The following is a 26,457-nucleotide window of genomic DNA, read 5'->3' on the forward strand; positions in this document are numbered from 1 at the left end:
GTCGGCGCCCCGGCGCCGACCGCAGCTCCCGAACCAGGCTTCCGACCCATGTCCTCATTCACCGACACCACGCTCGACCGGATGGCGCGCTATCTGCAACTGGCATCGCTGTTCCGCAACAAGATCATTACAGGCGACTGGCCGGTGGGCGGCCGCATCCCGAACGTGGCGGACCTGGCCGTGGACTTCGAAGTGGCGCGCGGCACCATACGCGAGGCGCTGGGCGTGCTGGAGGACGAAGGGCTGATCGAGCGCTTCCGCGCGAAGGGCAGCTTCGTTCGCCGGACGCCCAAGGAGCGCAGCGCGCACCGGCTGGCCATCGACTGGGCCTCGCTGATCTCGGCCCACGAGGGTGCGGACATCGAGGTCCTGGAACAGCGCGAGCTGGACGAACTGCCCGCCTTCGCGACGGGCGAAGGCGAACCGGCCGAGCATTACACGATGATGCGCCGGCTGCACGCGCGCGACGGCCACCCCTACCTGGCGGCCCGCTTCATTCTGGACAGCGAGTTGTTCAGGCAAGGACCGCCTGAGCGCTTCCGGCACGAGGCCACCCTGCCCATCCTGCACGAGATCGCCGGCAAGCGCATCGCGCGGGCCAACCAGGTCATGACCCTGGGCAGCGCCGACCGCGAGATGGCCGCGCTGCTGGAACTGCCGCTGAACGCGCCGGTGGCGCACGTCGTGCGGCGCGCCATCGACACGTCGGGCAAGCTGATCTACGTGGGGGAAGGGATATACCGGGGGGATGCGGTCAGGTTGGAGATCGCGCTGATCTGATTCAGAGCAGCTTGTCGAGCACCGCCATGACGCCCACGGCCACGACCAGCATGGAACCGAGCTTGATGGTCATGCGCTGTTCCAGCAGGCGCAATTCCGAGCGAAATTCCGATCTCAGCTGACCCTCGGTGCTGATCAACCGGTTTTCCAGCGCGTGGATATCTCCTTTGAGGCTGGTTTCCACCCGCTCGAGATCGGTACGCGCTGCCAGAGAGACCCGTTCGAGATCGGCTCGCGTAGCGAGAGTGACCTTTTCAAGATCGGCCCGCGTAGCCAGCGTAACCTTTTCAAGATCGGCTCGCGTAGCCAAGGCATCCATGCCGGTTGTCAGCACCTGCGCCAGGGCCTCGGCCTGCGCATCGGCCACAGGCGCAGCCACGCCTGCCTGCTGCAGGCGTTTGGAATATTGCAAGGTGTCGAAGGCAAGAGCGGCGGTCATGGAAATATTCTATGCCATACGGTCGCGCTGAAAAACAACGGGCAGGATGTTTCCATCCTGCCCGCCGTCATCCTGCCTGGCACAAGCGCGCGATCAAACCCCGACCAGCCGGACCCGCGCCTCGCGGTACTTGTCCGACGTGCGCTCCAGCACGTTCTGCGGCAGCCTCGGCGCGGGAGCGGTCTTGTCCCAGGGCTGGGTTTCCAGCCAGTCGCGCACGAACTGCTTGTCGAACGACGGCGGGCTGCTGCCCGGCACGTAGGAATCGGCCGGCCAGAAGCGCGACGAATCGGGCGTCAGCACCTCGTCCATCAAATGCAGCACGCCGTTCTCGTCCAGGCCGTATTCGAACTTGGTATCGGCGATGATGATGCCGCGCTGGGCGGCATATTCGGACGCCAACTGGTAGATGCGCAGCGAGACTTCGCGGATCTGCTCGGCCAGTTGCGGGCCGACTTCCCTGACCACGTGCTCGAAGCTGACGTTCTCGTCGTGCGAGCCCAGTTCCGCCTTGGCCGCCGGCGTGAAGATGGGCGCGGGCAGCTTCTGCGCCTGCACCAGGCCTTCCGGCAGCTTGATGCCGCACACGCCGCCGGTGTCGTGGTAGTCCTTCCAGCCCGAGCCGATCAGGTAGCCGCGCACCACCGCTTCCACCAGCACCGGCTTGAGCCGCTTGACCACCACCGCCCGGCCCGCGACCTGGTCGCGTTCGTCGGCGGCGACGACGCTCTCGGGCTCGACGCCGGTCAGGTGGTTGGGGATGATGTTGCCGAGCCGGCCCAGCCAGAAGTTGGTGAGCGAGTTCAGCACCTCGCCCTTGCCCGGGATCGGATCGTCCAGGATGACGTCGAAGGCGGACAGGCGGTCGGTGGTGACGATCAGGAGCTTGTCGTCGCCGACGGCATACATGTCGCGCACTTTGCCTCGCGCCAGCAGCGGCAGGGAACGGATGGTGGACTGGTAGAGCGGTGCGGACATGATGCGGCCTGCTTCGACGGTTGAGGGCTTACTTGACGATCTGGGCCAGCTTGCCGGAGGCGTAGTCGGCGGCGATCTGCGACAGCGGAATCGCCTTGATCTTGCTGGCGTTGCCGGCGGTACCGAACTGGGTGTAGCGCTCGACGCAGATCTTCTTGGCGGCGGCGCGCGCGGGCTTGAGGTACTCGCGCGGGTCGAACTTCGAGGGGTTCTCGGCCAGGAAGCGGCGGATCGCGCCGGTCATCGCCAGGCGGATGTCGGTGTCGATGTTGATCTTGCGCACGCCGTGCTTGATGGCTTCCTGGATTTCCTCGACCGGCACGCCGTAGGTTTCCTTCATGTCGCCGCCGAATTCGCGGATCTCGGCCAGCAGGTCCTGCGGCACGCTGGAGCTGCCGTGCATCACCAGGTGGGTGGTCGGCAGGCGGCGGTGGATTTCCTTGATGCGTTCGATGGCGAGGATATCGCCGCTGGGCTTGCGCGAGAACTTGTAGGCGCCATGGCTGGTGCCGATGGCGATGGCCAGCGCGTCGATCTGGGTGCGCTTGGCGAAGTCGGCGGCCTGCTCGGGGTCGGTCAGCAGTTGTTCGCGGGTCATCGTGCCTTCGGCGCCATGACCGTCTTCCTTGTCGCCCTTCATGGTTTCGAGCGAGCCCAGGCAGCCCAGTTCGCCTTCGACCGAGATGCCCTGCACGTGGGCCATCTTCACGACCTGGGTGGTGACGTCGACGTTGTAGTCGTAATCGGCGATGGTCTTGCCGTCGGCCATCAGCGAGCCGTCCATCATCACGCTGGAGAAGCCCATCGCGATGGCGCCCTTGCAGACGTCGGGCGACTGGCCGTGGTCCTGGTGCATGACGACGGGAATGTGGGGATAGGACTCGACCGCCGCGGCGATCAGGGCCTTCAGGAAGCCTTCGCCGGCATACTTGCGGGCGCCGGCCGAGGCCTGCATGATGACCGGGCTGTTGGTCTCGTCGGCGGCTTCCATGATGGCCTGGACCTGCTCCAGGTTGTTGACGTTGAACGCCGGGATGCCGTAGCCGTTTTCTGCCGCATGGTCGAGCAGTTGACGCATGGAAACGAGTGCCATTGTGAACTCCTGATTGAAAGTTGTAATGCCGCGCTCAACCGTGTTGGCCGACGCGCACGATTTTTAGAGTATTGGTTCCGCCCGGCGAACCCATCGGTTCGCCCACGGTGAAGACGACCAGGTCTCCCGGCCCCGCCACGCCCTTTTCCACCAGCAGTTTCTCGGCCGCCAGCAGCGATGCGTCGCGATCGCCGGATTCTTCCAGCTGCAACGTCCGCACGTTGCGGTACAGCGCTACTTTACGCTGCGTCGCCACGCGCGGGGTCAATGCGTAAATGGGTGTTGCACTATCGTGCCGGCTCATCCACAAGGTGGTCGCACCCGAATGCGTCAACGCGCAGATCGCCTTGCAGCGCATGTGATGCGCGGTGAACAGCGCGGCGTAGGCGATGGACTGGTCCACGCGATGGAAGGTCTGGTCCAGGAAATCCTTGTCCAGCTCGAAATGCTGGGACTTCTCGGCTTCCAGGCAGATGGAGGCCATGGCTTCGATGGTCTCGACCGGGTAGCGCCCGACCGCGGTCTCGGCCGACAGCATCACCGCATCGGTACCGTCGAGCACCGCGTTGGCCACGTCCGACACTTCGGCGCGCGTGGGCATGGCGTTGACGATCATGGATTCCATCATCTGCGTGGCCGTGATGACGGTACGGTTACGCGAACGCGCCATCCGGATCATGCGTTTCTGCAGCGCGGGCACGGCGGCCGCGCCGACCTCCACCGCCAGGTCGCCGCGCGCCACCATGATGCCGTCCGAGGCGTCGATGATTTCCTCGAGCACGGCGATGGCCTCGGCCCGCTCGATCTTGGCGATGAGCTGGGGCCGCGCGCCGGTGGGGGCGCCGGCGATGGCCACCAGCTGGCGTGCCATCTCCATGTCGGTGCGGTTCTTGGGGAAGCTGATGGCGATGTAGTCCACGCCCATCTGCACCGCGGACCGGAGGTCTTCCATGTCCTTGCCGGTCAGCGCCGGCGCGGTCAGGCCCCCGCCCTGGCGGTTGATGCCCTTGTTGTTCGAGAGCTCGCCCCCGACCAGCACCTCGGTGTGGATCTCGGTGCCTGCGACGCGGATCACCAGCAGGCGGATCAGGCCGTCGTTCAGGAGCAGGATGTCGCCCGACCGCACGTCGCGCGGCAGGTCGGGATAGTCCAGGCCCACCTTGCCCTGGTCGCCCAGTTCGCAGGCGGCATCGAGGATGAAGGGCTGGCCCGGCTCGAGCTGGACCTTGCCGTCGGCGAACTTGCCGACGCGTATCTTGGGCCCCTGCAGGTCGGCCATGATCGCGACCTCGCGATCACAGGCCAGCGCGGCGGCGCGCACCAGGCCGGCGCGCGCCGCGTGGTCTTCCGCGGTGCCATGCGAGAAATTGAGCCGTACTACATCGACGCCGGCACGGATCATCCGCGCCAGCGTGTCGGCCGAGCTGGAAGCCGGCCCGAGTGTAGCCACGATCTTCGTGGCACGAGCGGAAGGTGCGTCCACAGGGTCAGGCGCCTTGAGCGGCGCGCTCCTCCAAGATGGCGACCGCGGGCAGCGACTTGCCTTCCAGGAACTCGAGGAAGGCACCGCCACCGGTCGAGATGTAGCCAACCTGGTCCGCGATGCCGTACTTGGCGATCGCGGCCAGCGTGTCGCCCCCGCCGGCGATCGAGAACGCCGGCGAGGCCGCGATGGCGCGGGCCAGCGTTTCGGTGCCATGCGAGAAGGCGTCGAACTCGAACACCCCCACCGGGCCGTTCCAGACGATGGTGCCGGCGGCCTTGAGCAACTGCGCCAGGCGTTCGGACGTGACGGGACCGATGTCCAGGATCAGGTCGTCGGCCGCGACGGCATCGGCGGACTTGGTCTGGGCCGGCGCATCGGCGGCGAAGGTCTTGGCGCACACCACGTCGGTCGGGATGGGCACGGCGGCGCCGCGCTTCTCCATGATCTCGATGATGGCCCTGGCCTCGTTCACCAGATCCGGCTCGGCCAGCGACTTGCCGATGGGCAGGCCCTTGGCCAGCATGAAGGTGTTGGCGATGCCGCCCCCCACGATGAGCTGGTCGACCTTGTCGGCCAGGCTCTTGAGGATGGTCAGCTTGGTCGAGACCTTGGAACCGGCCACGATGGCCACCAGCGGCCGCTTGGGCGCGCTCAGCGCGCGGCCCAGGGCGTCCAGCTCGGCCGCCAGCAGCGGGCCGGCGCAGGCCACGGGGGCGTAGCGCGCGATGCCATGCGTGGTGGCTTCCGCGCGGTGCGCGGTGCCGAAGGCGTCGTTGGCGTAGACGTCGCACAGCGCGGCCATCTTGCGCGCCAGCGCCTCGTCGTCTTTTTTCTCGCCCTTGTTGACGCGGCAGTTCTCGAGCAGCACGACTTCACCGGGCGCGACGGACACGCCGTCGACCCAGTCGGCCACGAGCCGCACGGGCTTGCCCAGCAGCTCGGACAGGCGCTTGGCCACCACCGCCAGCGAATCGGCGGGGGTCAGGGTGCCTTCGGTGGGACGGCCCAGGTGCGACGTCACCATGACCGCCGCGCCGGCGTCCAGCGCCAGGCGGATGCCCGGCACCGACGCGCGGATGCGCGTGTCCTCGGTGATGTTGCCCTGGTCGTCCTGGGGCACGTTCAGATCGGCGCGGATGAACACCCGCTTGCCGTCCAGTTTTCCCTTGGCCGCCAGATCGGCCAGCGTGATGACCTTGCTCATGGACTTACTTCGCCGACATCAGCGCCACGGTGGTGTCCAGCATGCGGTTGCTGAAGCCCCACTCGTTGTCGTACCACGACGAGACCTTCACCAGGTTGCCGTTGACCTTGGTCAGCGTGGCGTCGAAGGTGCTGGAGGCCGGGTCGTGGTTGAAGTCGGACGACACCAGCGGCTCGGTCGAGTAGTTCAGGATGCCCTTGAGCGAGCCTTCCGAGGCTTCCTTCAGGATGGCGTTGACTTCCTCGACGGTGGTGTCGCGCTTGGCGATGAAAGTCAGATCGACCACCGACACGTTGATGGTCGGGACGCGGATGGCGTAGCCGTCCAGCTTGCCGTTGAGCTCGGGCATCACCAGGCCAACCGCGGCGGCGGCGCCGGTCTTGGTCGGGATCATGTTCTGGGTGGCCGAGCGGGCGCGGCGCAGGTCCTCGTGGTAGACGTCGGTCAGCACCTGGTCGTTGGTGTAGGCGTGCACGGTGGTCATCAGGCCCGAGACGATGCCCAGCTTGTCGTGCAGCGGCTTGACCAGCGGGGCCAGGCAGTTGGTGGTGCACGAGGCGTTCGAGATGACGGTGTGCTCGGCCTTCAGCACGTCCTGGTTCACGCCGTAGACGATGGTGGCGTCGACGTCCTTGCCGCCGGGGGCGGAGATGACGACCTTCTTGGCGCCGCCCTTCAGGTGGGCGCCGGCCTTTTCCTTGCTGGTGAAGAAGCCGGTGCATTCCAGCACCACGTCCACGCCCAGTTCGCCCCAGGGCAGCTCGGCCGGGTTGCGGTTGGCCAGCACGCGGATCTTGTCGCCGTTGACGACCATGTACTCGCCCTCGACCGTGACGGTGCCGGGGAACTTGCCGTGGGCAGTGTCGTAACGGGTCAGGTGCGCGTTGGTCTTGGGATCGCCCAGGTCGTTGATGGCGACGATTTCGATGTCGTGCTTCTTGCCACCTTCATAGTGGGCACGCAGGACGTTGCGGCCGATGCGGCCATAGCCATTGATCGCGACACGGATAGTCATGGTGTTTCCTTTGCTTTGATGAGAAGAATCTATGACGCTGGTGGACGGCGGCCCCGCTCAGCCCACCAGTTTCCGGACGGCTTCGACGACCCGTTCGGTGGTGAATCCGAAATGCTTGAACAATACGCCGGCCGGCGCGGATTCGCCGTAGGTGTCGATCCCCACGACCTCGCCGTCCAGTCCCACATACTTGCGCCAGTAGTCGGTGACTCCGGCCTCGACCGCCACGCGCGGCAGGCTGCGCGGCAGCACGTGCTGGCGCCAGGCCTCGTCCTGCCTGTCGAAGACCTGCGTGCACGGCATGGACACCACGCGCACGAAGATCTCGTCCTTGGCCAGCGCCTCTTGCGCGGCCAGCGCCAGCGCGACTTCCGAGCCGGTGGCGATGATCACGGCGCGCGGGTTGAGCGCGTCGCGCAGCACGTAGCCGCCGCGCGAGATGTTGGCGATGGTGGCCTGGTCGCGCTCGACGAAAGGCAGGTTCTGGCGGGACAGCAGCAGCGCCGTCGGACCACCCGCATGCACGTCCATGCCGATGCTGGCCGGCCGCTCGACCGCCGCGCCCCAGGCCACCGCGGTCTCGGTGGTGTCGCAGGGACGCCAGACCGCCAGGTTGGGAATCAGGCGCAGGCTGGCCGCATGCTCGATGGACTGGTGGGTGGGGCCGTCCTCGCCCAGGCCGATGGAGTCGTGCGTGAACACGTGCACCACGCGCTGTTTCATCAGCGCCGCCATGCGCAGGGCATTGCGGGAATAGTCGGAGAAGGTCAGGAAGGTGCCGCCGAACGGCAGGTAGCCGCCGTGCAGCGCGATGCCGTTCATGATGGCGGCCATGCCGAACTCGCGCACGCCGTAGTTGATGTGGCGGCCGAACTCGATGCCGTCCTTGCCGGCGCGCACCGGCGCCACGCCCTTCCAGTCGGTGTAGTTGGAACCGGTCAGGTCGGCCGAGCCGCCCAGCAGCTCGGGCAGCATGCCGGCCAGCGCCGTGATGGCGAACTGCGATGCCTTGCGGGTGGCGACGGTTTCCTGCTTCTGGTTGGTCTCGGCCAGGAACCGGGCGAATTGCTCGGCGAACTCGGCCGGCAGGTCGCCGCGCATGCGGCGCTCGAACTCGGCGGCCTGCCCGGGGAACTGGGCGGCGTATTTGGCGAACAGCTCGTTCCAGGCACCTTCGGCCTGCGCGCCCTTGGCCTTGCCGTCCCAGAACGCATAGACCTCGGCCGGGATCTCGAAGGGCGCGTAGGGCCAGCCGATGGCTTCGCGGGTGGCGGTGATTTCCTTGTCGCCCAGCGGCGCGCCGTGGACCTTGTCGGTACCGGCCATGGTGGGCGCGCCCTTGCCGATGACGGTGCGGCACTCGATCAGCGTCGGGCCGCCGTGCTTGCCGGCCTGGGCCTTGGCCTGGGCGATGGCGGCCTCGACGGCCTTGGCATCGTGGCCGTCGACGTTGCGGATCACGTTCCAGCCATAGGCCTCGAAACGCTTGGCGGTATCGTCGGCGAACCAGTACTTGATCTCGCCATCGATGGAGATGCCGTTCGAGTCGTACAGCACGACCAGCTTGGACAGCTTGAGCGTGCCGGCCAGCGAGGCGACTTCGTGCGAGATGCCTTCCATCAGGCAGCCGTCGCCGACGAAGGCATAGGTGAAGTGGTCGACGATGGGCAGGCCCGGACGGTTGAACTCGGCCGCCAGCAGCGCTTCGGCCAGCGCCATGCCCACGGCGTTGGAGATGCCCTGCCCCAGCGGACCGGTGGTGGTCTCGACTCCCGGGGTGATGCCGACCTCGGGGTGGCCCGGGGTCTTCGAATGCATCTGGCGGAAATTGCGCAGTTCCTCGATGGGCAGGTCGTAGCCCGTGAGGTGCAGCAGCGAATAGATCAGCATCGAGCCGTGGCCGTTGGACAGCACGAAGCGATCGCGGTCGGCCCAGGCGGGATTGGCCGGATTGTGGCGCAGGTGTCCATGCCAGAGCGCGAGGGCGATTTCCGCCATGCCCATCGGCGCCCCGGGATGGCCGGAGTTGGCCTTCTGGACGGCATCCATGGACAGCGCACGGATGGCATCCGCCATATTGAGTTGAGAGGCGGCTTGATTGCTCATGAAGACACTCGTTCCGGCGGGAAAACCCGCTGCTACAAAGCTTTCGAGTTTAACATTCGTACAAGTCCCCCGCCCTTTCGGGGGCCAGGATGCTTGTCAAAAGTTACATCGCTCTCCCATCCATGCCCTTGTCCCGCTTCCACGTCGATCTTCCCCTGCATGCCGGCGCCCGGCTCGCCCTGCCCGTGCCCATCGCCCACCATGCCCTGCGCGTGCTACGCCTGCGCGACGGCGACGAGATCGTCCTGTTCGACGGCCGGGGCGGCCAGTACCCCGCCCGGCTGGAAGTGGACGGCCGGACGGCGATGGCCCAATTGGGCCAGCACGATCCGCGCGAGGCCGAGCTGCCGGGCCGCATCGTGCTGGCGCAGGCCATCCCGTCGGGCGACAAGATGGACTGGGTGGTGGAAAAGGCGGTGGAAGTCGGCGCGCATGCCATCCAGCCCCTGGCGGCCGCCCGCAGCATCCTCAAGCTGTCCGGCGAACGCCTGGCGAAGCGGGTGCAGCACTGGCAGCGGGTGGCGATTGCCGCCTGCGAGCAGTGCGGCCGCAACCGCGTCCCCACCGTGGCCGCGCCGCTGACGCCCGAGCAATGGCTCTCGCGCCCCGCGCCCGACGGCACCCGGCGGGTGTTCTGCGACCCCGACGCAGAAGTCCGGCTCACCGAATGGCTGGGCGGCCTGCCCTCCCCCCCGGCCGACCTGGAACTGCTGGTCGGCCCGGAAGGCGGCTGGTCGCCCGAGGAATACGCGCTGGCCACCCGCCACGGCGTGCGCGCCGTCCGCTTCGGCGACCGCATCCTGCGCACCGAGACAGCCGGCACCGCGCTGATCTCGGCCCTGTCCGCCAAGCTGGACTGGATCTGACGGGGGCGAGCCCCGTCAGATCACGCCGCAAGCCATGCGGGTACCGCCGCCGCCCAGCGGCATGGGGTGGTCCGCATGGTTGTCGCCGCCCTGGTGCACCATCAACGCGTGGCCCTGCACCTCCGACAGCTTCTTCAGCTTGGGTGCCAGCACCGGATAGTCCGCCTTGCCGTTGGCATCCACGTACAGCGCCGGCAGGTCGCCCAGGTGGCCGCCATCGTCCCAGGGTTCGCCGTGCTTGCCGGTTTTCTTCGGATCGTAGTGGCCGCCCGCCGCCAGCGCGGCCACCGGCTTGCCGTCCTGCTGGCCGGGGTCGCAACTGGGATTCTGGTGGACGTGGAAGCCGTGCAGGCCCGGCGCGAGACCGGTCAGCGCCGGCGTGAACACCAGGCCGTAGGGCGTTTCCTTGACCGTGACCTTGCCGATGTCCTGCCCCTTGCCCTGGGCGTCCACGGTGGTCATCGGAATGGAAAGGTCGGCCAGGGCCGGCGCGCAGAGCGTGGACGTTCCCAGGAACAGCATTGCCGCAATGTGGCGTTTCATGGATCCTCCTTACCTCGTCATGGACAAACGAATGGCGCCACCCCGCATGGGCAAGTCCGGCGGACAGCCGCGCCGCCCAGCCTAGGCCGGCGCAACCGCCCCGTCGGCCTTGTCCAGGACGAAGGTGAAGGCCTTGCCGTTCTCGCGCGCGAACTCGACCACGTCCTCGCCTACCTGGGCGATGGCCGCCGCGTGCTCGGACAGGCCGGGATCGTCCTGGTGCAGCTGGCGCAGCGCCAGCACCATGCCGGCCGGCTGATCGAGCACCGTGTCGCACAGGCAGTCGTACAAGGCATCGAGATTGCCGCCGAAATGCTCGGGGAAATCGACCGCGTTGGCGATTGCCCGCAGCACGGCGGACTTGCTCTTGGCCCGCGAACAATCGACCTCGTAGACGGCCAGCTTCAAGTGCCGCGCGGCCTGGAGCAAGGCCTTCACGTCGAGGTCCGGACCGGCCAGCGCACCGCCGGACTTGAGGCATTCGTTCAGGTTTCTCGCATTCGAGGACATGGATCACTCCTGGATGCGCCGAAACGACGCGTAGTGATCGGCGGTATACCAGTACTCTCCGCTGGTGGCGGGATCGCCCGTGTCGCCCTTGCCGGCGACGATGCGCCGCGCGCCGCGGTTGCGCGCACCGGGCGTGGGGACGGTGTACTCGGTATAGTACCCACGCGCCCGCACGGGCAAAAGGCGTTCGCGGTTATAAAACGTCACGCCGTCGCGGGCGTGGCGGAACGGCCCGCCCTGCCGGATCTGCGCCAGCACCTGGCGCGCCTCCGGCGGCAGGTCGCGCGCGTCGATCGTGCCGGGCACGGGGCCTCGGGCCCATGCGCCAGCCCCCAGCGCCAGCCACAACAGCACGATCGTGAATCCGCGCAGGAAACGGCCTAGTGTCCAAGACATCGCTATTCCTCGTCGGTACGGAAGAATGCCAGCACCTCGTCGCTGCGGATGAGCGTATCGCCAAACCCCAGGGCGATCAACTCACGCGTGTAGCCGGGCTCGAACAGCAGGTAGGACGCCAGGGAAGCGCCCGTCAGGGTATCGGGGCCGGACGAGACGCCCATGCCGCGCAGCAGCGTGCGCATCGCCGCAGGCAGGCTGTCCAGGTGGCGGCCGGCGATCTCGTCCAGGCGCTGGCTGGGAGATATCGATAGCACGCGTATGGGACGCAGCGCGCCGCTCCAGCGCTCCCCGGCCGGCAGCCGCAACAGGGTCTGGTTGATGCGCTGGATGCGTTCGATGTCGGCGTCCAGGCTGTCCAGGAAGATGTTGGACAAAGCGTGGCCGCCGATCTGCGCCAGCGTCGGGTAGGTGGCCGCCCCCGCCCTGCGCCGGGGATCCGCCTCGGAATGGCCGCCGCTGATGATCAGCACGCGGCCGGCGCCCAGGTGGATCGCGGGGCTGATGGGAGCAAGCTGCCGCATGGAACCATCGCCGCACCACTCGGGCTCTCCATGCACCAGCAGCCGGCGGGCAGGAAACACGAACGGGATCGCGCTGGACGCCAGCAGATGCTCGACGCCGATTTCGGCCCGCACCGCCACGCGCAGGGAACGGCGCCACGGCTCGATCTCGTAGGCAGACTGGTAGAAGGTGATGTGCTGGCCCGAGGTATAGCCGGTAGCGGCGATGGCCAGCGCCTGGACCACGCCGTCGGCCAGGTTGGCGTCCAGCCGCCCGAAGTCCAGCACGCCGCGCAGCAGTTCGCCCAGCGGCTGGTTGTCCAACAGCGCGGGCTGCTGGCTGCGGCCCACGCGGGCCATCATCAGCGCGAACGAAAGCATGGACAGCCAGCTTCCCCCGCCGCGCACGGTGCGCAGCGCATCGGTCCGGTAGACCTGGTCGGCGTGGAAATTCTCCCAGACGTCCAGCATGTGCTCGATCGTCTGCTGCAGGTGATGGGCGCCGCAGGCCAGCACGGCGGCGTTGATGGCACCGGCCGACGTGCCGCACAGGACATGGAAGGGATTGGCGTGCAGGCCGCCGGGACGCTCGCCCAGGATGCGGACGATGGCCTTGAGCACACCTACCTGGTAGGCCGCCCGGGCGCCGCCGCCGGCAAGCACGAGGCCGGTGCATGCGGGCCGCAGCACCGGCACGGTGGGAGCCGCACGCGCGGCCCCCGCTGCGGGATCAACGTCCGCCGCTGCCATCCAGGCGCGAGGCGTTGGCATCCATGACCGTCAGCGCGGTCATGTTGATGATGCGGCGCACCGTCGAACTGGCGGTCAGGATGTTGACCGGGGCCTTGCAGCCGAGCAGGATGGGACCGATGGCCACGTTGTTGCCGGCCGCCGTCTTCAGCAGGTTGTAGGCAATGTTGGCCGACTCGATGGTGGGGCACACCAGCAGGTTGGCTTCGCCCTTGAGCGCGCTGTCCGGCATGATGCGGTTGCGGATCGCCTCGTCGATGGCGCAGTCGCCGTGCATCTCGCCGTCCACTTCCAGCCACGGCGCGCGCTCCTGGATCAGCGCCAGCGCCTGGCGCATCTTGACCGCCGACGGCGAATCGCTGGAGCCGAAGTTCGAGTGCGACAGCAGCGCGGCCTTGGGCTCGACGCCCAGGCGCTTCATTTCCTCGGCCGCCATGATGGTGATCTCGGCCAGCTGGTCGGCATCGGGATTCTCGTTCACGTGCGTATCGACCAGCACCACCGTGCGCTGCGGCAGCACGAGGAAGTTCATCGCGGCGTAGACCTTGGCGCTGGGGTTGCGGCCGATGACCTCGTCGACGAACTGCAGGTGATTGCCGTAGGGACCGACCGTGCCGCAGATCATGCCGTCGGCGTCGCCCTGGTGGACCATCATCGCGCCGATCAGCGTCAGGCGCCGGCGCATCTCGATCTTCGCGTATTCCTTGGTGATGCCCTTGCGCTTGGTCATTTCCCAGTAGGTCTGGGAATAGTTGCGGTGGCGCTCGTCGAACTCGGTGTTGGTGACCTCGACGTCCTGGCCCAGGCGCATCCGCAGGCCCAGCTTCTCGATGCGCTTGGCCAGCACCGCCGGACGGCCGACCAGTATGGGACGGGCCAGGCCGTCGTCCACCACCGCCTGCACCGCGCGCAGCACGCGCTCGTCCTCGCCCTCGGTGTAGACGATGCGGGCCTTGCCGCCCTCGCGCACCGTGCGGCGCGCCGCGCCGTACAGCGGACGCATGAAGGCGCCGGAGTGATAGACGAACTGCTGCAGTTGCTCGACGTAGGCATCCATGTCGGCGATCGGCCGCGTGGCGACGCCGGAGTCCATGGCGGCGCGCGCCACGGCGGGCGCAATGCGCACGATCAGGCGCGGATCGAAAGGCTTGGGAATCAGGTATTCCGGGCCGAACGCGAGATCGGACACGTCATAGGCCGCGGCGACGATCTCGCTCTGTTCCTGGCGCGCCAGTTCGGCGATCGCATGCACGGTGGCGATTTCCATCTCGCGCGTAATGGTGGTCGCGCCCACGTCCAGGGCGCCCCGGAAGATGTAGGGGAAACACAGCACGTTGTTGACCTGGTTCGGATAGTCCGAACGGCCGGTGGCGATGACGGCGTCGTCGCGCACCGACTTCACGACCTCGGGCAGGATCTCCGGCGTGGGGTTGGCCAGCGCCAGGATCAGCGGCCGCTTGGCCATGGCCGCCACCATCTCGGGCTTGAGCACGCCGCCGGCGGACAGGCCCAGGAACACGTCGGCGCCCTCGATCACCTCGCCCAGCGTGCGCTTGTCGGTATCCTGCGAGAAACGCTCCTTGTCGGGGTCCATCAGCGTGGTGCGTCCCTTCCAGACCACGCCCTCGATGTCGGTCACCCAGACATTGGCCAGCGGCAGGCCGAGGTCCACCAGCAGGTTCAGGCAGGCCAGCGCCGCGGCGCCCGCGCCCGACGCAACCAGCTTGACCTCGTCGATCTTCTTGCCGACCACGGCCAGGCCGTTCAGCACGGCGGCCGCCACGGTGATGGCCGTGCCGTGCTGGTCGTCGTGGAACACGGGGATGTTCATGCGCTGACGGGCCTTGCGTTCGACCGCGAAGCACTCCGGCGCCTTGATGTCTTCCAGGTTGATGCCGCCGAACGTCGGCTCGAGCGCCGCGATGATGTCGACCAGCTTGTCGGGGTCGGTCTCGTTGACCTCGATGTCGAACACGTCGATGCCGGCGAATTTCTTGAACAGGACCGCCTTGCCTTCCATGACCGGCTTGGACGCCAGCGCCCCGATCGCTCCCAGGCCCAGCACCGCCGTGCCGTTGGAGATCACCCCCACCAGGTTGCCGCGCGCGGTGTAGCGGAACGCGGCCGCGGGGTCGTCGACGATGGCTTCGCACGCCGCCGCTACCCCCGGAGAATAGGCCAGCGCCAGGTCGCGCTGGTTGACGAGTTGCTTGGTCGGGGCAATGGAAATCTTGCCCGGACGGCCGTACTCGTGATATTCGAGAGCGGCCTTGCGCAGGTTGGGGTCGAGGGGTTGAGCCATGAAAAATAACGCCCGCAGGGCGGTCACACGAAGTTATGCGAGGTGCGGATTATCCGCTCCCGGCACGGGTTAGACAACCGACGACGGGAAAACACCGCCCGCGTCGAACGTGGCCTTGACCATGGCATCGAGCCGGTCGGCCGGGGTTTCCCGGCCCGAAGCGCGGTCTTCGCGCTCCTGGACGGACAGCACCGGGGGCGCTTCCCCGGCATCGCGCAGACGCAGCCGGAACCGCCCCGCCCAGGCCAGGGTGCCTTCGCTGCCCAGCAGGAAGTGCGCGGGGTTGGGCACCGGCTCGCCGCCCGTGGCGGCACGCGGCACGAGGGCATCGATCCGGTAGCCGGCCGGCCAGACCGGCAGCTCCAGCATCGCCGCCACGGCGGAGTCGGAAGCCAGCTGGAACAGGTCGGACACGAGACGGCTGGCCGACGTGGAGCGAAGCGGCTGGGTCGATTCGGCCCCGAAAGGGCCCAATTGTTCGAATGCGCCATCGGCCAGCAATACCTGGGCGGCCTCCAGGCCGGAATCCCGGCAGCGGCCCGGCAGCCAGCCGCGGGTTCGCAGCAGCCAGGCCCCGACCGGTTCGAGATCGGCGCCCGCGTGCCAGCGCCATGGCGTTCCCGCCAGCCGCTCGCGCAGCGCGCCCATGGGACAGCCGGCCTGCACCACGATGGTACCCGAGCGCTCGTCGAAGGCTTCGATCGCCGCCAGTTGCGAAGTATCCAGCCGCAGCCAGCCGCGCTCCGCGGGCAAGGCGGCCTCCCGCGCGCCGGGCTGCACCAGCAGCACGCCGAATTCGCGGCACAGCGCGGCGGCGTGATAGACGTCCTCTTCCCGGGCCACCACCAGGCGCGCCCGCCCGGGGGCACCGGCCTGCGGCGTCTCGTCGCTGACCTGGCCGCGGGCCATGCGCGCCAGGCGCTGGCAGAAGGCCGGCCAGGGCGAATCGGAAAGCATGCGGGGCAGGAAGAACGCGCGGCGGCCGGGTTTCATGGCAAGGGCTCCGTGCCGGGAAGAAGGCCGTACCGGCCTTCGGGCCCGGGAGGCGGAAAGGTCCGGCCAGGGAGGTGACGTAACGGGACGAGCGGTGCCATGCCGGTCATTGTAACGGCGCGGGCGGCCGAGCGGCCATCCGCGCCGGCCGCGGCGCGGCGTATCATGAATGGTTTGGAGCTTCCATCGCGCCGCGCCCGCGGCGGCGTCCTTTCGATCGTTTCCCGTCCGACCACCATGCTTCGCCTCTCTCCCCGCATCGCCCGCATCGCCCCCTTCTACGCCATGGAGGTCGTCAAGCAGGCGGCGGCCCTGCAGGCCGAGGGCCGCGACATCGTGCAGATGAGCATAGGCGAGCCCGACTTCACCGCCGTCCCGGCCGTGGTCCAAGCACTGGAACGCACGGCGCGCGAAGGCCGGACCCAATATACCGAGGCGGTCGGCATCGCTCCCCTGCGCGAGGCGATCGCCGGCTTCTACCGGACGCGCTTCGGCGTGGCCGTGGATCCGGCCCGGATCATCGTGACCGCAGGCGCCTCGGGCGCGCTGCTGTTGGCCTGCACCGCCCTGGTCGACGCCGGCGCCCAGGTGCTGATGCCCGACCCGACCTATCCGGCCAACCGCCACATCGTGACCGCGGCCGGCGGCGAGCCCGTGCTGATCCCCGCCGGCCCCGCCGACCGCTTCCAGCTTTCCGCCGAGCACATCAGGCGCCACTGGACGCCCCGCACCGCGGGCGTGATCGTGGCCTCGCCCGGCAACCCCACCGGCACGTCCATCGCGCCGGACGCGCTGGCCGGACTGGTCCGCGAGGTGCGCGGCCGCCAGGGCTTCACCATCGTCGACGAGATCTACTTGGGCCTGAGCTACGAGGGCGACCGCCGGTCGGCGCTGGCGCTGGGCGACGACCTCATCATCGTCAACAGCTTCTCGAAGTATTTCCACATGACCGGATGGCGGCTGGGCTGGCTGGTGGTGCCGCCGCAACTGATCTCGGTATTCGAGAAACTCGCGCAGAACCTGGTCATCTGCCCGTCCACGCTGGCCCAGCACGCGGCGATCGCGTGCTTCCACCCCGAATCGCTCGAGATCTTCGAAGCGCGCCGGGAAGCCTTCCGCCAGCGGCGCGACTACCTCCTGCCCGAATTCGAACGGCTGGGGCTGACGGTGCCGGTCCAGCCGGACGGCGCCTTCTATATATATAGCGACATACGCGCCCATGCGGCCGACAGCGCGGCCTTCGCCACGCGCCTGCTGCACGAGGCCGGGGTATGCACGGTGCCGGGACGCGATTTCGGCACCGCCGAGACCGCGTCCTACCTGCGCTTCTCCTATGCCACCGACATGGCGCGGCTGCAGGAAGGCGTGGCGCGCATGGAGCGGCTGCTGGGGTAGCGCGCCCGTCTGCGCGGCATGTCACATTCCCTTCTCCTGCCTTGTCATGTCTGTCCCAATGACAATGTCCCAAGGAGACGACCATGGCCTTTCCCGCAGTCGCAACCATCGCCCCCGAGGCCGCGTGCCTCACCCTGATCAATGTCTACGAAGTCGAGCCCGGCAAACAGGACAAACTGGCGCGGACCCTGGCCGAAGCCACCGAGCGCACCGTCCGGCACCAGCCGGGCTTCCTGTCGGTCTGTATACACCGTAGTCTGGACGGCCGGCGAGTGGCGAACTATGCCCAATGGGCTTCGAAGGAGCATTTTGATCGCTTCATGAAGCAGCCCGAGACCCAGGCACAGCTCCAGCGATTCGCCAGCTTGGCGAAGACAGTGGCGCCGGGACTCTATGTGGTCGACACTGTCCACGCGGCGCCCCGATCGGCGGCGGGAGCGCCGGAGAAATGAGCACGATCCCGGATAACGTCCTGTGGCCGCAGTTGCGCCCCCGTCTGGTCCGGCTGGCTTACCGGATGCTCGGTTCAGTGGCGGACGCGGAGGACGTGGTCCAGGACGCCTATCTGCGCTGGCAGGCCGCCGATCGCGACGCGGTCCGCCAGCCGGCGGCCCTGCTGCATACGATCGTCACGCGCCTGTGCCTGAACGAGCTGAAATCCGCTCGCCGCAGGCGCGAGACCTACGTCGGCCCATGGTTGCCGGAACCTGTCGTGGACACGCACGAGACCTATGCCGACGACCTCACCCTGCCCCTGATGCTGGCGCTCGAGCGCCTGTCGCCCCTGGAGCGGGCCGCCTTTCTGCTGCACGATGTCTTCGGCATGGATTTCCGGGAAGTGTCCGACGCCATCGGACGCGAAGCCGCGGCATGCAGGAAACTGGCCAGCCGTGCGCGCGACCATGTACATGCCGCGCGGCCGCGCTTTCCGGCCACGCGGGAACAGGGCATGAAGCTCGCGGCGGCGTTCTTCGCCGCATCTCGCGACGGCGACATGGAGAGTTTGCGCTCGCTCTTGGCGGACGACGTGGCCGCCTATGCCGACGGCGGGGGCAAAGTGCCCGCCACGCCGCATCCCGTGCTCGGCTTGGCCGCCGTCCTGGAAAGGCATGCACGGATGGCACGTGAGTTCGTCCACGCGCCCTCGGTGCTGATCAGGCACGCCATGCTGGATGGCCTGCCCGGTTTCATCACGATCGAGGGAGGAGGAGTCCTGCAGGCGACGGCTTTGCAGATCGAGAGAGGCAAGGTGGCGGCGATCTACGTCACGCGCAATCCGGACAAGTTGCGGCACCTGAATGCCGCGCCCGGCCGGTAAGGCCGGCGGGACGCCGCCCGGAACCGGCCTACATGACCGCGGGAGAACCCGGCTCGGCGTTCTTGACCGACACCGCTTCCGAGGACGGATCGGTGGGGATGGGCATGGGCTTGGCGGACGCCGAGCGTGCCGGCGCGGCGCCCGGCAGGTCGGCGTTGACGCCCGCGGCCGAAGCCAGGCGGCGGCGTTCGGCCAGGACCCTGTCGCCGTACGGGCTGGTGCCGTCGGGACCCACGCCCACATACATGCGCAGGCCGGCCGTCAGCGAACCGCCACGCTCGATGTATTCCTTCAGGATCGAGGCGCCGACACGGATGTTGGCCACCGGGTTCCAGGCAGCCTGGCTGCCGCCGAACGGTTCGAACCGTTCGGTGTGGACCCGGGTCAGGACCTGCATCAGGCCCTGCGCGCCGACATGGCTTTCGGCGAAGGGATTGAAGCTGGACTCGATGGCGATGATCGCCAGGAGCAACAACGGATCCAGGCCCATTTCCTGTCCCACGCCATAGGCGGTGGAAATCAGCATGCGGGTGGCCTCATTCGAGACTCGGTACTTGCGCGCGATATAGCGGCCCAGGGACTCGGCCTGCACGGCCGATACCTTGGTCGCGTGCGGCTTCGGCGCCGGCTTGACGGCATTGCTGGCCACCGAGCCCAGGAAAGAGGTCGCCTGGGCGTGCGGCTGTACGTTGTCGGCCACGGCCGCAACGGCGGCCGCCGCGGCGACGGCGGAGGCGACATCGACCTGGGCCGGCTCGGCCACAGGCGCATCGACACCGTTGAATGCGGTGAATTGCGAAGCCTGGTCACGCAGACCAGGAACGGACCATACTACGGCGGCCATGGCGAGCACGGCCAGGCCTACATAACTATTGATGGAGCGGCACCAATCCGTGACTCCGGGTCGAGGCCGGGGGTCGGGCTGCTCCGTCGACGAGCTCGACTGCGCGTCGGGCATACTTACCTCCTTGCAACGGCGGGCCACAAAAACACAGCATCCGGAAGCGATCGAGATACGACTCCGGACATCGAGGCCACAACCTGCTTGGCTGCACATCGCGCCGCTGTCAGGACGACTGGCGGCACACCTGCATGGTCGCTACCGCAGAGATAGCTCGGGACCATGCCTGTTTCGGGCAGAGGGCGCGTTCGCGCCGCTAAGAGAACTCCAGTATGGTGGGCGCCCGATGGCCCGTTAAGCAGCCCGGTGGTCTTGTCCGGCCCCACTCGGGGCGGCGATCAGGACGACGGCACCGGGCACACGCTGAAAGTTGGCGGATTGTAGAAATGCGATTTGATGTGGTCAACCGTAAAAATTCACCATTTCGGTGCATCCGGTGGACAATCGTGATCATTGGGATTTTCTATCGGTTCCTATCCGACCGTATATGGAAAGATAGATAAAAGTGAGCATACACTATCGCTGTGACCGAATCAGATTCAGAAACATATGTAAAATTTGTCTCGACCGCCCTGTTTCACGCCGCCGTGGCCCTGATCACGGGATCCGCGCCCCGAACGCCTCGATCGGCACGGCGGGTTAAAGTGACCCCTCCCCCAGCCTTCCCCATCAAGGTGCTCCGCCCGTGAAATACCGCGACCTCCGAGACTTCCTGCGCCAACTCGAAGCGCGGGGCGAGCTCAAGCGCATCCCGGCCGCCGTGTCGACCCATCTCGAGATCACCGAGATCTGCGACCGCGTGTTGCGCGCCGGCGGACCGGCCCTGCTGTTCGAGAACGCCCGGCAGCCCGGCCGCGGCAAGGCCGACATGCCGGTACTGGCCAACCTGTTCGGCACCGCCCGCCGGGTCGCGCTGGGCATGGGCGCCGAGGACGTGGGCGCCCTGCGCGACGTGGGCGAACTGCTGGCCTCGCTGCGCGAGCCCGAGCCGCCGCGCGGCCTGCGCGACGCGCTAGGCAAGGTCGCGATGCTGAAATCCGCCCTGTGGGACATGGCGCCGCGCGAAGTCCGGGGCGCCCCCTGCCAGGAAATCGTGCTCGAAGGGGACGACGTCGACCTCGGACGCCTGCCCATCCAGCATTGCTGGCCCGGCGACGTCGCCCCGCTGCTGTCCTGGGGGCTGGTCGTCACCCGCGGGCCGAACCGCAAGCGCCAGAACCTGGGCATCTATCGCCAGCAGCCCATCGGACGCAACAAGCTCATCATGCGGTGGCTGTCGCACCGGGGAGGCGCGCTGGACTTCCGCGAGCACATGCTGGCCCACCCCGGACAGCCGTTCCCGGTCGCCGTCGCCCTGGGCGCCGACCCCGCCACCATCCTGGGCGCGGTGACGCCGGTGCCCGATGCCTTGTCCGAATACCAGTTCGCCGGCCTGCTGCGCGGCGGCCGCACCGAGGTGGTCCGCTGCGTGGGCAGCGCGCTGTCCGTTCCTGCCTCGGCCGAAATCGTGCTGGAAGGCCATCTGCTTCCCTCCTCCGACCCGCGGGCGATCGCCCCCGTCCCGGCGCCCGGCGTCGCGGCTCCGCCCGACAACGGCTACGAGATGGCGCTGGAGGGCCCCTACGGCGACCACACCGGCTATTACAACGAACAGGACTGGTTCCCGGTGTTCACCGTCGATCGCATCACCATGCGGCGCGATGCCATCTACCACTCCACCTATACGGGCAAGCCGCCCGACGAGCCCGCCGTGCTGGGCGTCGCCCTGAACGAGGTCTTCACCCCCCTGCTGCGCCGGCAACTGCCGGAAATCGTCGATTTCTACCTGCCGCCCGAGGGATGCAGCTACCGGCTGGCCATCGTCTCGATGCGCAAGCAATACCCCGGCCACGCCAAGCGCGTGATGTTCGGCATCTGGAGCGTGCTGCGCCAGTTCATGTATACCAAGTTCATCGTGGTGGTGGACGAGGACATCGACGTGCGCAACTGGCAGGAGGTGGTCTGGGCGATCACGACGCGGATGGATCCGGTGCGCGATACCCTGCTGGCCGACCGCACGCCCATCGATTACCTGGACTTCGCCTCGCCGGTCTCGGGCCTGGGCGGCAAGATGGGCCTGGACGCCACCAACAAGTGGCCGGGCGAGACCGACCGGGAATGGGGGCGCCCCATCGTGATGGATGCGGATGTGAAGAAACGGGTGGACGGCCTGTGGCAGGAACTGGGGCTGCCCGGGTGAACCCGGCGGCCCCATCCGGCCCTAGCGCGGATCGGGCCGGCTACGGTCTTCCTTGATGGCCCGCCAGAGCTTGTAGGCCTGGTAGGCGGCCAGCGCACCGCCGCCCAGCTTCAGCAGCCGGAAGACGCCGCCCAGCCGCACGCGGGCCAGCACCATCGAGGCGGCCGACGACACGATCGGGTAGCGCCGCAGAAAGCGCCAGGCCTGCATGGCGGCGGCCATGCCGCCGCTGCCGCCCAGGCTGGGCAGGACCGACTTGAGCACCTGCCCCGGCGTCACGGCTTCCTTGATCTGGTGCAGATGAGCCGCCAGCTCCATGCGTTCGATGGACGAACGAGCCAGCAGCAATTCCCTGCGGGCTTCGATGTCGCCCGCCTCGCGTGCCTTGCGCCGGCTGCTCATCGCGGCCCCCGGCGGCTGTCGGAATCGGACTCGGCGACCGCGGCGAGCATGTCGCGGTCACGCTGGAGCTCGGCCAGGGTGTCCTCGAACACCAGGGGCGCATGGACGGCCTGCCGGCGCACCATGATCAGCATGATGAGGCCGACCAGCAGATAGGCCGCCCCGACCAGCGCGATGGCCAGGTGCCGGTACTCGGTATCCCAGAACACCACGACGATCAGGAACGAGAACATCATCAAGCCGAGAGTCAGGCACAGCAAGGCCGCCAGGGCGACCAGCACCATGCCCAGCAGGCGCGATTTTTCCTCGGCCAGCTCGATGGCGACGAGCTCGAGCCGGGTGCGCAGGATGCCGATGGACGTGGCAGCCAGCGCCCGGAGCGAACTCAGCAGATGCGGCGACGCGGACACGCTGCGCGGATCAGCGGCGGCTGTTGACCAGCAGGCCGGCCAGGAAGCCGACCGCCGCGGCCACGCCGATGGCGCGCCAGGGATTGTCGTGCACGAAATCGTCGGTGGCGCGGGCGGCCGCCTTGCTGCGCTCCAGCATGGAGTCCTGGACGTCCAGGAGCTTCTCGCGCGCCCGCTTGAGGGAAGTCAGGGCACGCTCGCGAAGTTCGACCGCGCGGTCGCCGGTGCTGGAAGCCGCCTGCTTGAGCAGGTCTTCCGCGTCATTGAGCACGACCTTGACGTCCGAGATGAGTTTTTCTTTGCCTGCGGTGCTGGTAGTCATCGTGTTGCGCTCCCTGCGTTGTTTTTACGATTGGACGCTCCGATGATAGCAGCCGCCCCCGCATACCGGAACCCTTGCATCCGAAGGGCAGCATCGGGTAACACCTGCAACCGGGCGCTTGCATCCTGCATCACTGGTTGACCAGCCAGGCGATGAGCCTGTCGTTGAAGCCGTTGGCCTGCTGCGCGCGTTCGTCGTTGACGACGCTGACCACCAGATAGCGGCGCCCGCTCGCCGACAGCACATAGCCCGCCAGCGCCCGCACGTCGCGCAGCGACCCGCTCTTCAAGTGGGCCAGCCCGGCGGCGTCGGAATCGCGCATGCGGCGCCTGACGGTTCCATCCGTGCCGGAGATGGCCAGCGACGAAACGAACTCCGGCATGACGGGCGACCGCCACGCGGCGGCCAGCAGGCGCGCCAGGCTGTCCGCCGAGATCCGGCCGTCGCGGGACAGTCCCGAGCCGTTGTCCAGCACCAGCTCGGGCAGCCTCAGGCCGCGCGCCGCAAGGATCCCGTCGACCGCGCGATCGCCGCTGGCCACGGTGGCCGGGCCCGGCTCGTAGGCGGCGCCCAGCGTCAGCAGCAACAGGCGCGCCATGACGTTGTTGCTCTGCTTGTTGATATGGCGCACCACCTCGGCCAGCGGAGGCGAATCATGCGTGGCGAACAGCACGGCGTCGCCCGGCACGTTGCCCTCGCGTATCCGGCCCGCCAGGCTGCCGCCCATTTCCTGCCACAACACGCGAAAGACGGCCTCGGCATGCCGCGGCTGGGACAGCGCCAGCCGGTACAGGCTGAACTCGCCGCAGCCCCCCGACACGGTTCCGGCCACCCGCAGCGACACGCCCGAGGAGGTCAGGAACGGCTCGGTCTGCACCACCGGCGAACCGGGGCACGGGTTGTCCGACCATTTCAGTCCGCCCTCGACCTTGACCCCGGGCAGGGGGGGATCCACGGTCACCCGCCAGTGCCGGCCGCGCAGGTCCGGCGTGAACAGCAGGCGCACCGCGCCGAACCCCACCATCCAGGCGTCGGGGCTGGCGTTGTAGGGCCGCGAGGGATCGCCGTCGAAGGCACCGGGGTCGATGGCCACCGGCCCGAATACCGAGCGGTCCACGACCAGCTCCGGTATCTTGCGCACGCCGCGCACGCGCAGCTCGCGCAGCAACTGCCAGAGGTCTTCCAGCTTGAAGAAGGGATCGCCGCTGGCGCGCAGGTACAGGGGACCGGACAAGGCGCCGTCGGACGAGATGGTGGTGCCCGGCTCCACCAGCAACTGGGTGCGCCAGACGTAGGCGGGACCCAGGCTGTCCAGGGCGGCGAAGGTAGTCACCAGCTTCATGACCGAAGCGGGGTTGCGCGGCTGTCCCGCGTTGACCGAGACCATGCGCGGACCGTCCACCGGTTCGACCACCACCGACAGCGCGCTCTCGGGCAACCCGGTGGCGGCCCAGGCCTCCGACAGTTCCGCGGGCAGGGCCTGCGCCCGCGCCGTGGCCACTGCCAGGCAGGCGAGCAGCGCCGCCGCGGCCCGGATCCACCCGCCGGGCGCTCCCCCGGCACATCCCCTTCCGCGCCGGCTCTCGGCCACGCCGGCTTGCACGCCATTCTGCAACAACGCCCGCTCCCTGATTCCCGTACCGTGATTCGAACAGGCTAGAGCATAGCGGTTCCCGGCTGGGCCGCCGGCAAGCGGCTCACTGATGGAGCGAGGCCTCGTAGCGCACCAGCAACTGGCGCATGTCGCCCACCGTGCCCTTGAGCGCCTCGGTGGCCTGGGCCAGGGAGGCCACCGAGGCGGAAGTGCGCTCGACTTCGCCCGAGATGCCTTCCATGCTGTCGGCCACTTCCTGCGACGCCGCCGACTGCTGCTGCAGCATGCCGGAAATGTCGCGCGCCCGCTCCACCACCAGCGACGACGAGCGGCGCACGCGTTCGAAGAAACCGGCGCTCTCGCGGATCTGCTCGCCGCTGTACTGCACCGATGCCACGGCCTCCTGCATGGAGGTCGAGGTTTCGGTGGCGAAACGGGTGATGGCCTGCAGCGCGTGGCCGATGTCGCCCGTGCTGCCGGCGGTGCGGTCGGACAGGGTGCGCACTTCCTCGGCCACGACGCCGAAGCCCCGGCCGTTCTCGCCCGCGCGGGCGGCTTCGATGGCCGCGTTCAGCGACAGCAGGCGGGTCTGGTTGGCGATCTCGCTGATGGCCTGCGTCACGCCGGAAATGGTCGAGACCAGGTCGTGCAGCGAGCCTATCTGTTCGTTGGTGCGGCCCACGGCCTCGGCCACCGAGTCCGTGCCGCGCACCGAGTCGCCGATCTTGGCCTCGGCCGTGTCGACTTCGCTCAAGGCCGATTCCGACAGGGACAAGGCCGTGCCGGTGTGCTGCGAGGCCTCGCGGATGGCCACGCTCATCTGCTCGACCGCGGCGGCGATGCGGGTCAGGCGGTCGCGCTGCTCGTCGATGACCTGGCGGATCGCGGCGATCTCGCCGTTGACGCGGTCGGCGTTGCCGTCCACGGCCTGCGCGACCTGCAGCACGTCGCACAGCGTGGAGCGCAGGTGGATGCGGGTCGATTCGATGCGCATGGGCAGGCCGCCCAGGTCGAACTGGTGGCGGCCCTCCACGGCGACCGACAGCATGCCCTCGCCCATCGCGGCCAGCGTGCGGTCGACGCGGCGCAGCGGCGCCCAGACCCGGTACCGCCATGCCGCCGCGGCTGCGCCCACGACCGCCGCCTGGCCCAGCATCCAGCCCCAGTGCGGCAGCAGCCAGGCTCCCAGCGCCATGCCCAGCGACAGCACCGCCACGCCCGCGCCCCAGGGGGTGGGGGCATGCCACCAGCGCGGACGCGGGGTGGCGGGAAACTTCGCCTTGCCCGCCGACACGTCGGCATGCAGGGCCTGGGCGGCAGCCACCTCGGCGCGGTCGGGCGCGTTGCGCACCGACATGTAGCCGACGTGCCTGCCGTTCTCGTACAGCGGCGTGACATAGGCCTCGACCCAGTAGAAGCCGCCGTCCTTGCAGCGGTTCTTGACCAGCGCCCGCCACGGCTGGCCGCGCTTGATCGTCTGCCAGAGATCGGCGAAGGCCTCGGGCGGCATGTCGGGATGCCGGACGATGTTGTGGGGCTGGCCGATGAGCTCTTCGCGCGAGAAGCCGCTGACTTCGATGAACGCGGGGTTCGCATAGGTGATGCGCCCCTTCAGGTCGGTGGTGGTCACCACGGGGCGGCTTTTCTCGACGAAGCGCTCGAGCGACGTGACGGGCAGATTCTTGCGCATGACTCTTGGTGTGGACAACGACTCATGACGGTTGACGGCAGCAAGGCGGCCGGACTTTAGGACAATTTGCCCGCGGGCCCCTCGTCGGTCCCACTACAATCGCGGGTGCATCCCCTCGATAGCCTAGGAGCAGCCCATGAAGACCAAAGCCGCGATCGCCTGGAAGGCAGGCGCGCCCCTGACCATCGAAGAAGTGGACCTGGAAGGTCCGCGCGCCGGCGA

At 68.2% G+C, this 26,457-nt stretch carries 25 protein-coding genes and 1 pseudogene; 7 read left to right on the plus strand and 19 right to left on the minus strand.

Going from position 1 to position 26,457, the window contains the following annotated elements:
- The first annotated feature begins 48 nt into the window (after window positions 1-48).
- Window positions 49-780, plus strand: coding sequence for a GntR family transcriptional regulator (locus ABD104_RS18685; RefSeq protein ID WP_343928016.1), 732 nt, complete (start codon window positions 49-51; stop codon window positions 778-780).
- A gap of 1 nt (window position 781) precedes the next feature.
- On the opposite strand, the gene ABD104_RS18690 is transcribed toward ABD104_RS18685, so the two are convergent.
- From ABD104_RS18690 to tkt, 7 genes are all read right to left on the minus strand, one after another.
- Complete coding sequence (locus ABD104_RS18690; protein ID WP_087837943.1) at window positions 782-1,219, minus strand: coiled-coil domain-containing protein; 438 nt, start codon at window positions 1,217-1,219, stop codon at window positions 782-784.
- A gap of 93 nt (window positions 1,220-1,312) precedes the next feature.
- Window positions 1,313-2,197: a phosphoribosylaminoimidazolesuccinocarboxamide synthase gene (locus ABD104_RS18695; protein WP_279820760.1), complete on the minus strand. Its 885-nt coding sequence runs from the start codon at window positions 2,195-2,197 to the stop codon at window positions 1,313-1,315.
- Window positions 2,198-2,225: 28 nt separating this feature from the next.
- Window positions 2,226-3,290, minus strand: a complete 1,065-nt coding sequence (gene fba, locus ABD104_RS18700) for a class II fructose-bisphosphate aldolase (protein WP_087837945.1) — start codon at window positions 3,288-3,290, stop codon at window positions 2,226-2,228.
- Window positions 3,291-3,324: 34 nt separating this feature from the next.
- Complete coding sequence (pyk, locus tag ABD104_RS18705; RefSeq protein ID WP_279820757.1) at window positions 3,325-4,773, minus strand: pyruvate kinase; 1,449 nt, start codon at window positions 4,771-4,773, stop codon at window positions 3,325-3,327.
- A gap of 4 nt (window positions 4,774-4,777) precedes the next feature.
- Window positions 4,778-5,980, minus strand: a complete 1,203-nt coding sequence (locus ABD104_RS18710; protein ID WP_279820755.1) for a phosphoglycerate kinase — start codon at window positions 5,978-5,980, stop codon at window positions 4,778-4,780.
- A gap of 4 nt (window positions 5,981-5,984) precedes the next feature.
- Window positions 5,985-6,995 (minus strand): type I glyceraldehyde-3-phosphate dehydrogenase, encoded by a 1,011-nt coding sequence (gene gap, locus ABD104_RS18715; RefSeq protein ID WP_087837948.1) that lies wholly within the window; start codon window positions 6,993-6,995, stop codon window positions 5,985-5,987.
- 57 nt (window positions 6,996-7,052) lie between these two features.
- Window positions 7,053-9,101, minus strand: coding sequence for a transketolase (gene tkt / locus ABD104_RS18720; protein ID WP_343928017.1), 2,049 nt, complete (start codon window positions 9,099-9,101; stop codon window positions 7,053-7,055).
- Window positions 9,102-9,223: 122 nt separating this feature from the next.
- On the opposite strand from tkt, the gene ABD104_RS18725 reads away from it, so the two are divergent.
- Window positions 9,224-9,967 (plus strand): 16S rRNA (uracil(1498)-N(3))-methyltransferase, encoded by a 744-nt coding sequence (locus ABD104_RS18725; RefSeq protein WP_343928023.1) that lies wholly within the window; start codon window positions 9,224-9,226, stop codon window positions 9,965-9,967.
- Window positions 9,968-9,982: 15 nt separating this feature from the next.
- Here the strand turns inward: ABD104_RS18725 and sodC are convergent, their stop codons facing one another.
- The 6 genes from sodC to ABD104_RS18755 form a co-directional block, all read right to left on the minus strand.
- Window positions 9,983-10,510, minus strand: a complete 528-nt coding sequence (gene sodC, locus ABD104_RS18730; RefSeq protein ID WP_279820751.1) for a superoxide dismutase [Cu-Zn] SodC — start codon at window positions 10,508-10,510, stop codon at window positions 9,983-9,985.
- A gap of 81 nt (window positions 10,511-10,591) precedes the next feature.
- The gene (locus tag ABD104_RS18735; protein WP_087837952.1) at window positions 10,592-11,020 is read right to left on the minus strand and encodes a barstar family protein; all 429 of its coding nucleotides are present in this window, start codon (window positions 11,018-11,020) and stop codon (window positions 10,592-10,594) included.
- 3 nt (window positions 11,021-11,023) lie between these two features.
- Window positions 11,024-11,416: a guanyl-specific ribonuclease gene (locus tag ABD104_RS18740; RefSeq protein ID WP_087837953.1), complete on the minus strand. Its 393-nt coding sequence runs from the start codon at window positions 11,414-11,416 to the stop codon at window positions 11,024-11,026.
- A 2-nt stretch (window positions 11,417-11,418) separates the two neighbouring features.
- A complete protein-coding gene (locus tag ABD104_RS18745) occupies window positions 11,419-12,690 on the minus strand; it encodes a patatin-like phospholipase family protein (protein ID WP_243724522.1) in 1,272 nt (423 codons plus the stop codon).
- A complete protein-coding gene (locus ABD104_RS18750) occupies window positions 12,650-14,971 on the minus strand; it encodes an NADP-dependent malic enzyme (protein WP_087837989.1) in 2,322 nt (773 codons plus the stop codon). Before ABD104_RS18750 ends, ABD104_RS18745 begins: the two co-directional genes overlap by 41 nt.
- A 69-nt stretch (window positions 14,972-15,040) precedes the next feature.
- Window positions 15,041-15,964: an FAD-binding protein gene (locus tag ABD104_RS18755; RefSeq protein WP_087837955.1), complete on the minus strand. Its 924-nt coding sequence runs from the start codon at window positions 15,962-15,964 to the stop codon at window positions 15,041-15,043.
- 237 nt (window positions 15,965-16,201) lie between these two features.
- On the opposite strand from ABD104_RS18755, the gene ABD104_RS18760 reads away from it, so the two are divergent.
- The 3 genes from ABD104_RS18760 (at window position 16,202) to ABD104_RS18770 (ending at window position 18,677) form a co-directional block, all read left to right on the plus strand.
- Window positions 16,202-17,359 carry a pyridoxal phosphate-dependent aminotransferase gene (locus ABD104_RS18760; protein ID WP_343928018.1) on the plus strand — a complete coding sequence of 386 codons (1,158 nt, stop codon included), beginning with the start codon at window positions 16,202-16,204 and terminating at the stop codon, window positions 17,357-17,359.
- An 83-nt stretch (window positions 17,360-17,442) separates the two neighbouring features.
- Window positions 17,443-17,811, plus strand: coding sequence for an antibiotic biosynthesis monooxygenase family protein (locus tag ABD104_RS18765; protein WP_338616118.1), 369 nt, complete (start codon window positions 17,443-17,445; stop codon window positions 17,809-17,811).
- Entirely contained in the window at window positions 17,808-18,677 is an 870-nt protein-coding gene (locus tag ABD104_RS18770; RefSeq protein ID WP_338616119.1) for a sigma-70 family RNA polymerase sigma factor, read from the plus strand. Before ABD104_RS18765 ends, ABD104_RS18770 begins: the two co-directional genes overlap by 4 nt.
- 28 nt (window positions 18,678-18,705) lie before the next feature.
- On the opposite strand, the gene ABD104_RS18775 is transcribed toward ABD104_RS18770, so the two are convergent.
- The gene (locus ABD104_RS18775; RefSeq protein WP_343928019.1) at window positions 18,706-19,521 is read right to left on the minus strand and encodes a transglycosylase SLT domain-containing protein; all 816 of its coding nucleotides are present in this window, start codon (window positions 19,519-19,521) and stop codon (window positions 18,706-18,708) included.
- Between the two features lie 742 nt (window positions 19,522-20,263).
- On the opposite strand from ABD104_RS18775, the gene ubiD reads away from it, so the two are divergent.
- On the plus strand, window positions 20,264-21,817 hold the full coding sequence (gene ubiD / locus ABD104_RS18780) for a 4-hydroxy-3-polyprenylbenzoate decarboxylase (protein WP_132979826.1): 1,554 nt from the start codon (window positions 20,264-20,266) through the stop codon (window positions 21,815-21,817).
- Between the two features lie 21 nt (window positions 21,818-21,838).
- Here ubiD and ABD104_RS18785 read toward each other — a convergent pair whose 3' ends face one another.
- From ABD104_RS18785 to ABD104_RS18805, 5 genes are all read right to left on the minus strand, one after another.
- Entirely contained in the window at window positions 21,839-22,219 is a 381-nt protein-coding gene (locus ABD104_RS18785; protein WP_087837962.1) for a hypothetical protein, read from the minus strand.
- Window positions 22,216-22,629: a phage holin family protein gene (locus tag ABD104_RS18790; RefSeq protein WP_165963159.1), complete on the minus strand. Its 414-nt coding sequence runs from the start codon at window positions 22,627-22,629 to the stop codon at window positions 22,216-22,218. Before ABD104_RS18790 ends, ABD104_RS18785 begins: the two co-directional genes overlap by 4 nt.
- Before the next feature lie 10 nt (window positions 22,630-22,639).
- Window positions 22,640-22,951, minus strand: a complete 312-nt coding sequence (locus ABD104_RS18795; protein WP_087837964.1) for an ElaB/YgaM/YqjD family protein — start codon at window positions 22,949-22,951, stop codon at window positions 22,640-22,642.
- A 130-nt stretch (window positions 22,952-23,081) separates the two neighbouring features.
- Window positions 23,082-24,542, minus strand: coding sequence for a D-alanyl-D-alanine carboxypeptidase/D-alanyl-D-alanine endopeptidase (gene dacB / locus ABD104_RS18800; RefSeq protein ID WP_425543349.1), 1,461 nt, complete (start codon window positions 24,540-24,542; stop codon window positions 23,082-23,084).
- Window positions 24,543-24,648: 106 nt separating this feature from the next.
- Window positions 24,649-26,235, minus strand: a complete 1,587-nt coding sequence (locus tag ABD104_RS18805; RefSeq protein WP_279820725.1) for a methyl-accepting chemotaxis protein — start codon at window positions 26,233-26,235, stop codon at window positions 24,649-24,651.
- 136 nt (window positions 26,236-26,371) lie between these two features.
- Here ABD104_RS18805 and ABD104_RS18810 point away from each other — a divergent pair.
- Window positions 26,372-26,457: pseudogene (locus ABD104_RS18810) on the plus strand (zinc-binding alcohol dehydrogenase); the annotation flags it as partial.

Source organism: Pigmentiphaga daeguensis (assembly GCF_039523035.1).
Classification (GTDB): domain Bacteria; phylum Pseudomonadota; class Gammaproteobacteria; order Burkholderiales; family Burkholderiaceae_B; genus Pigmentiphaga; species Pigmentiphaga daeguensis.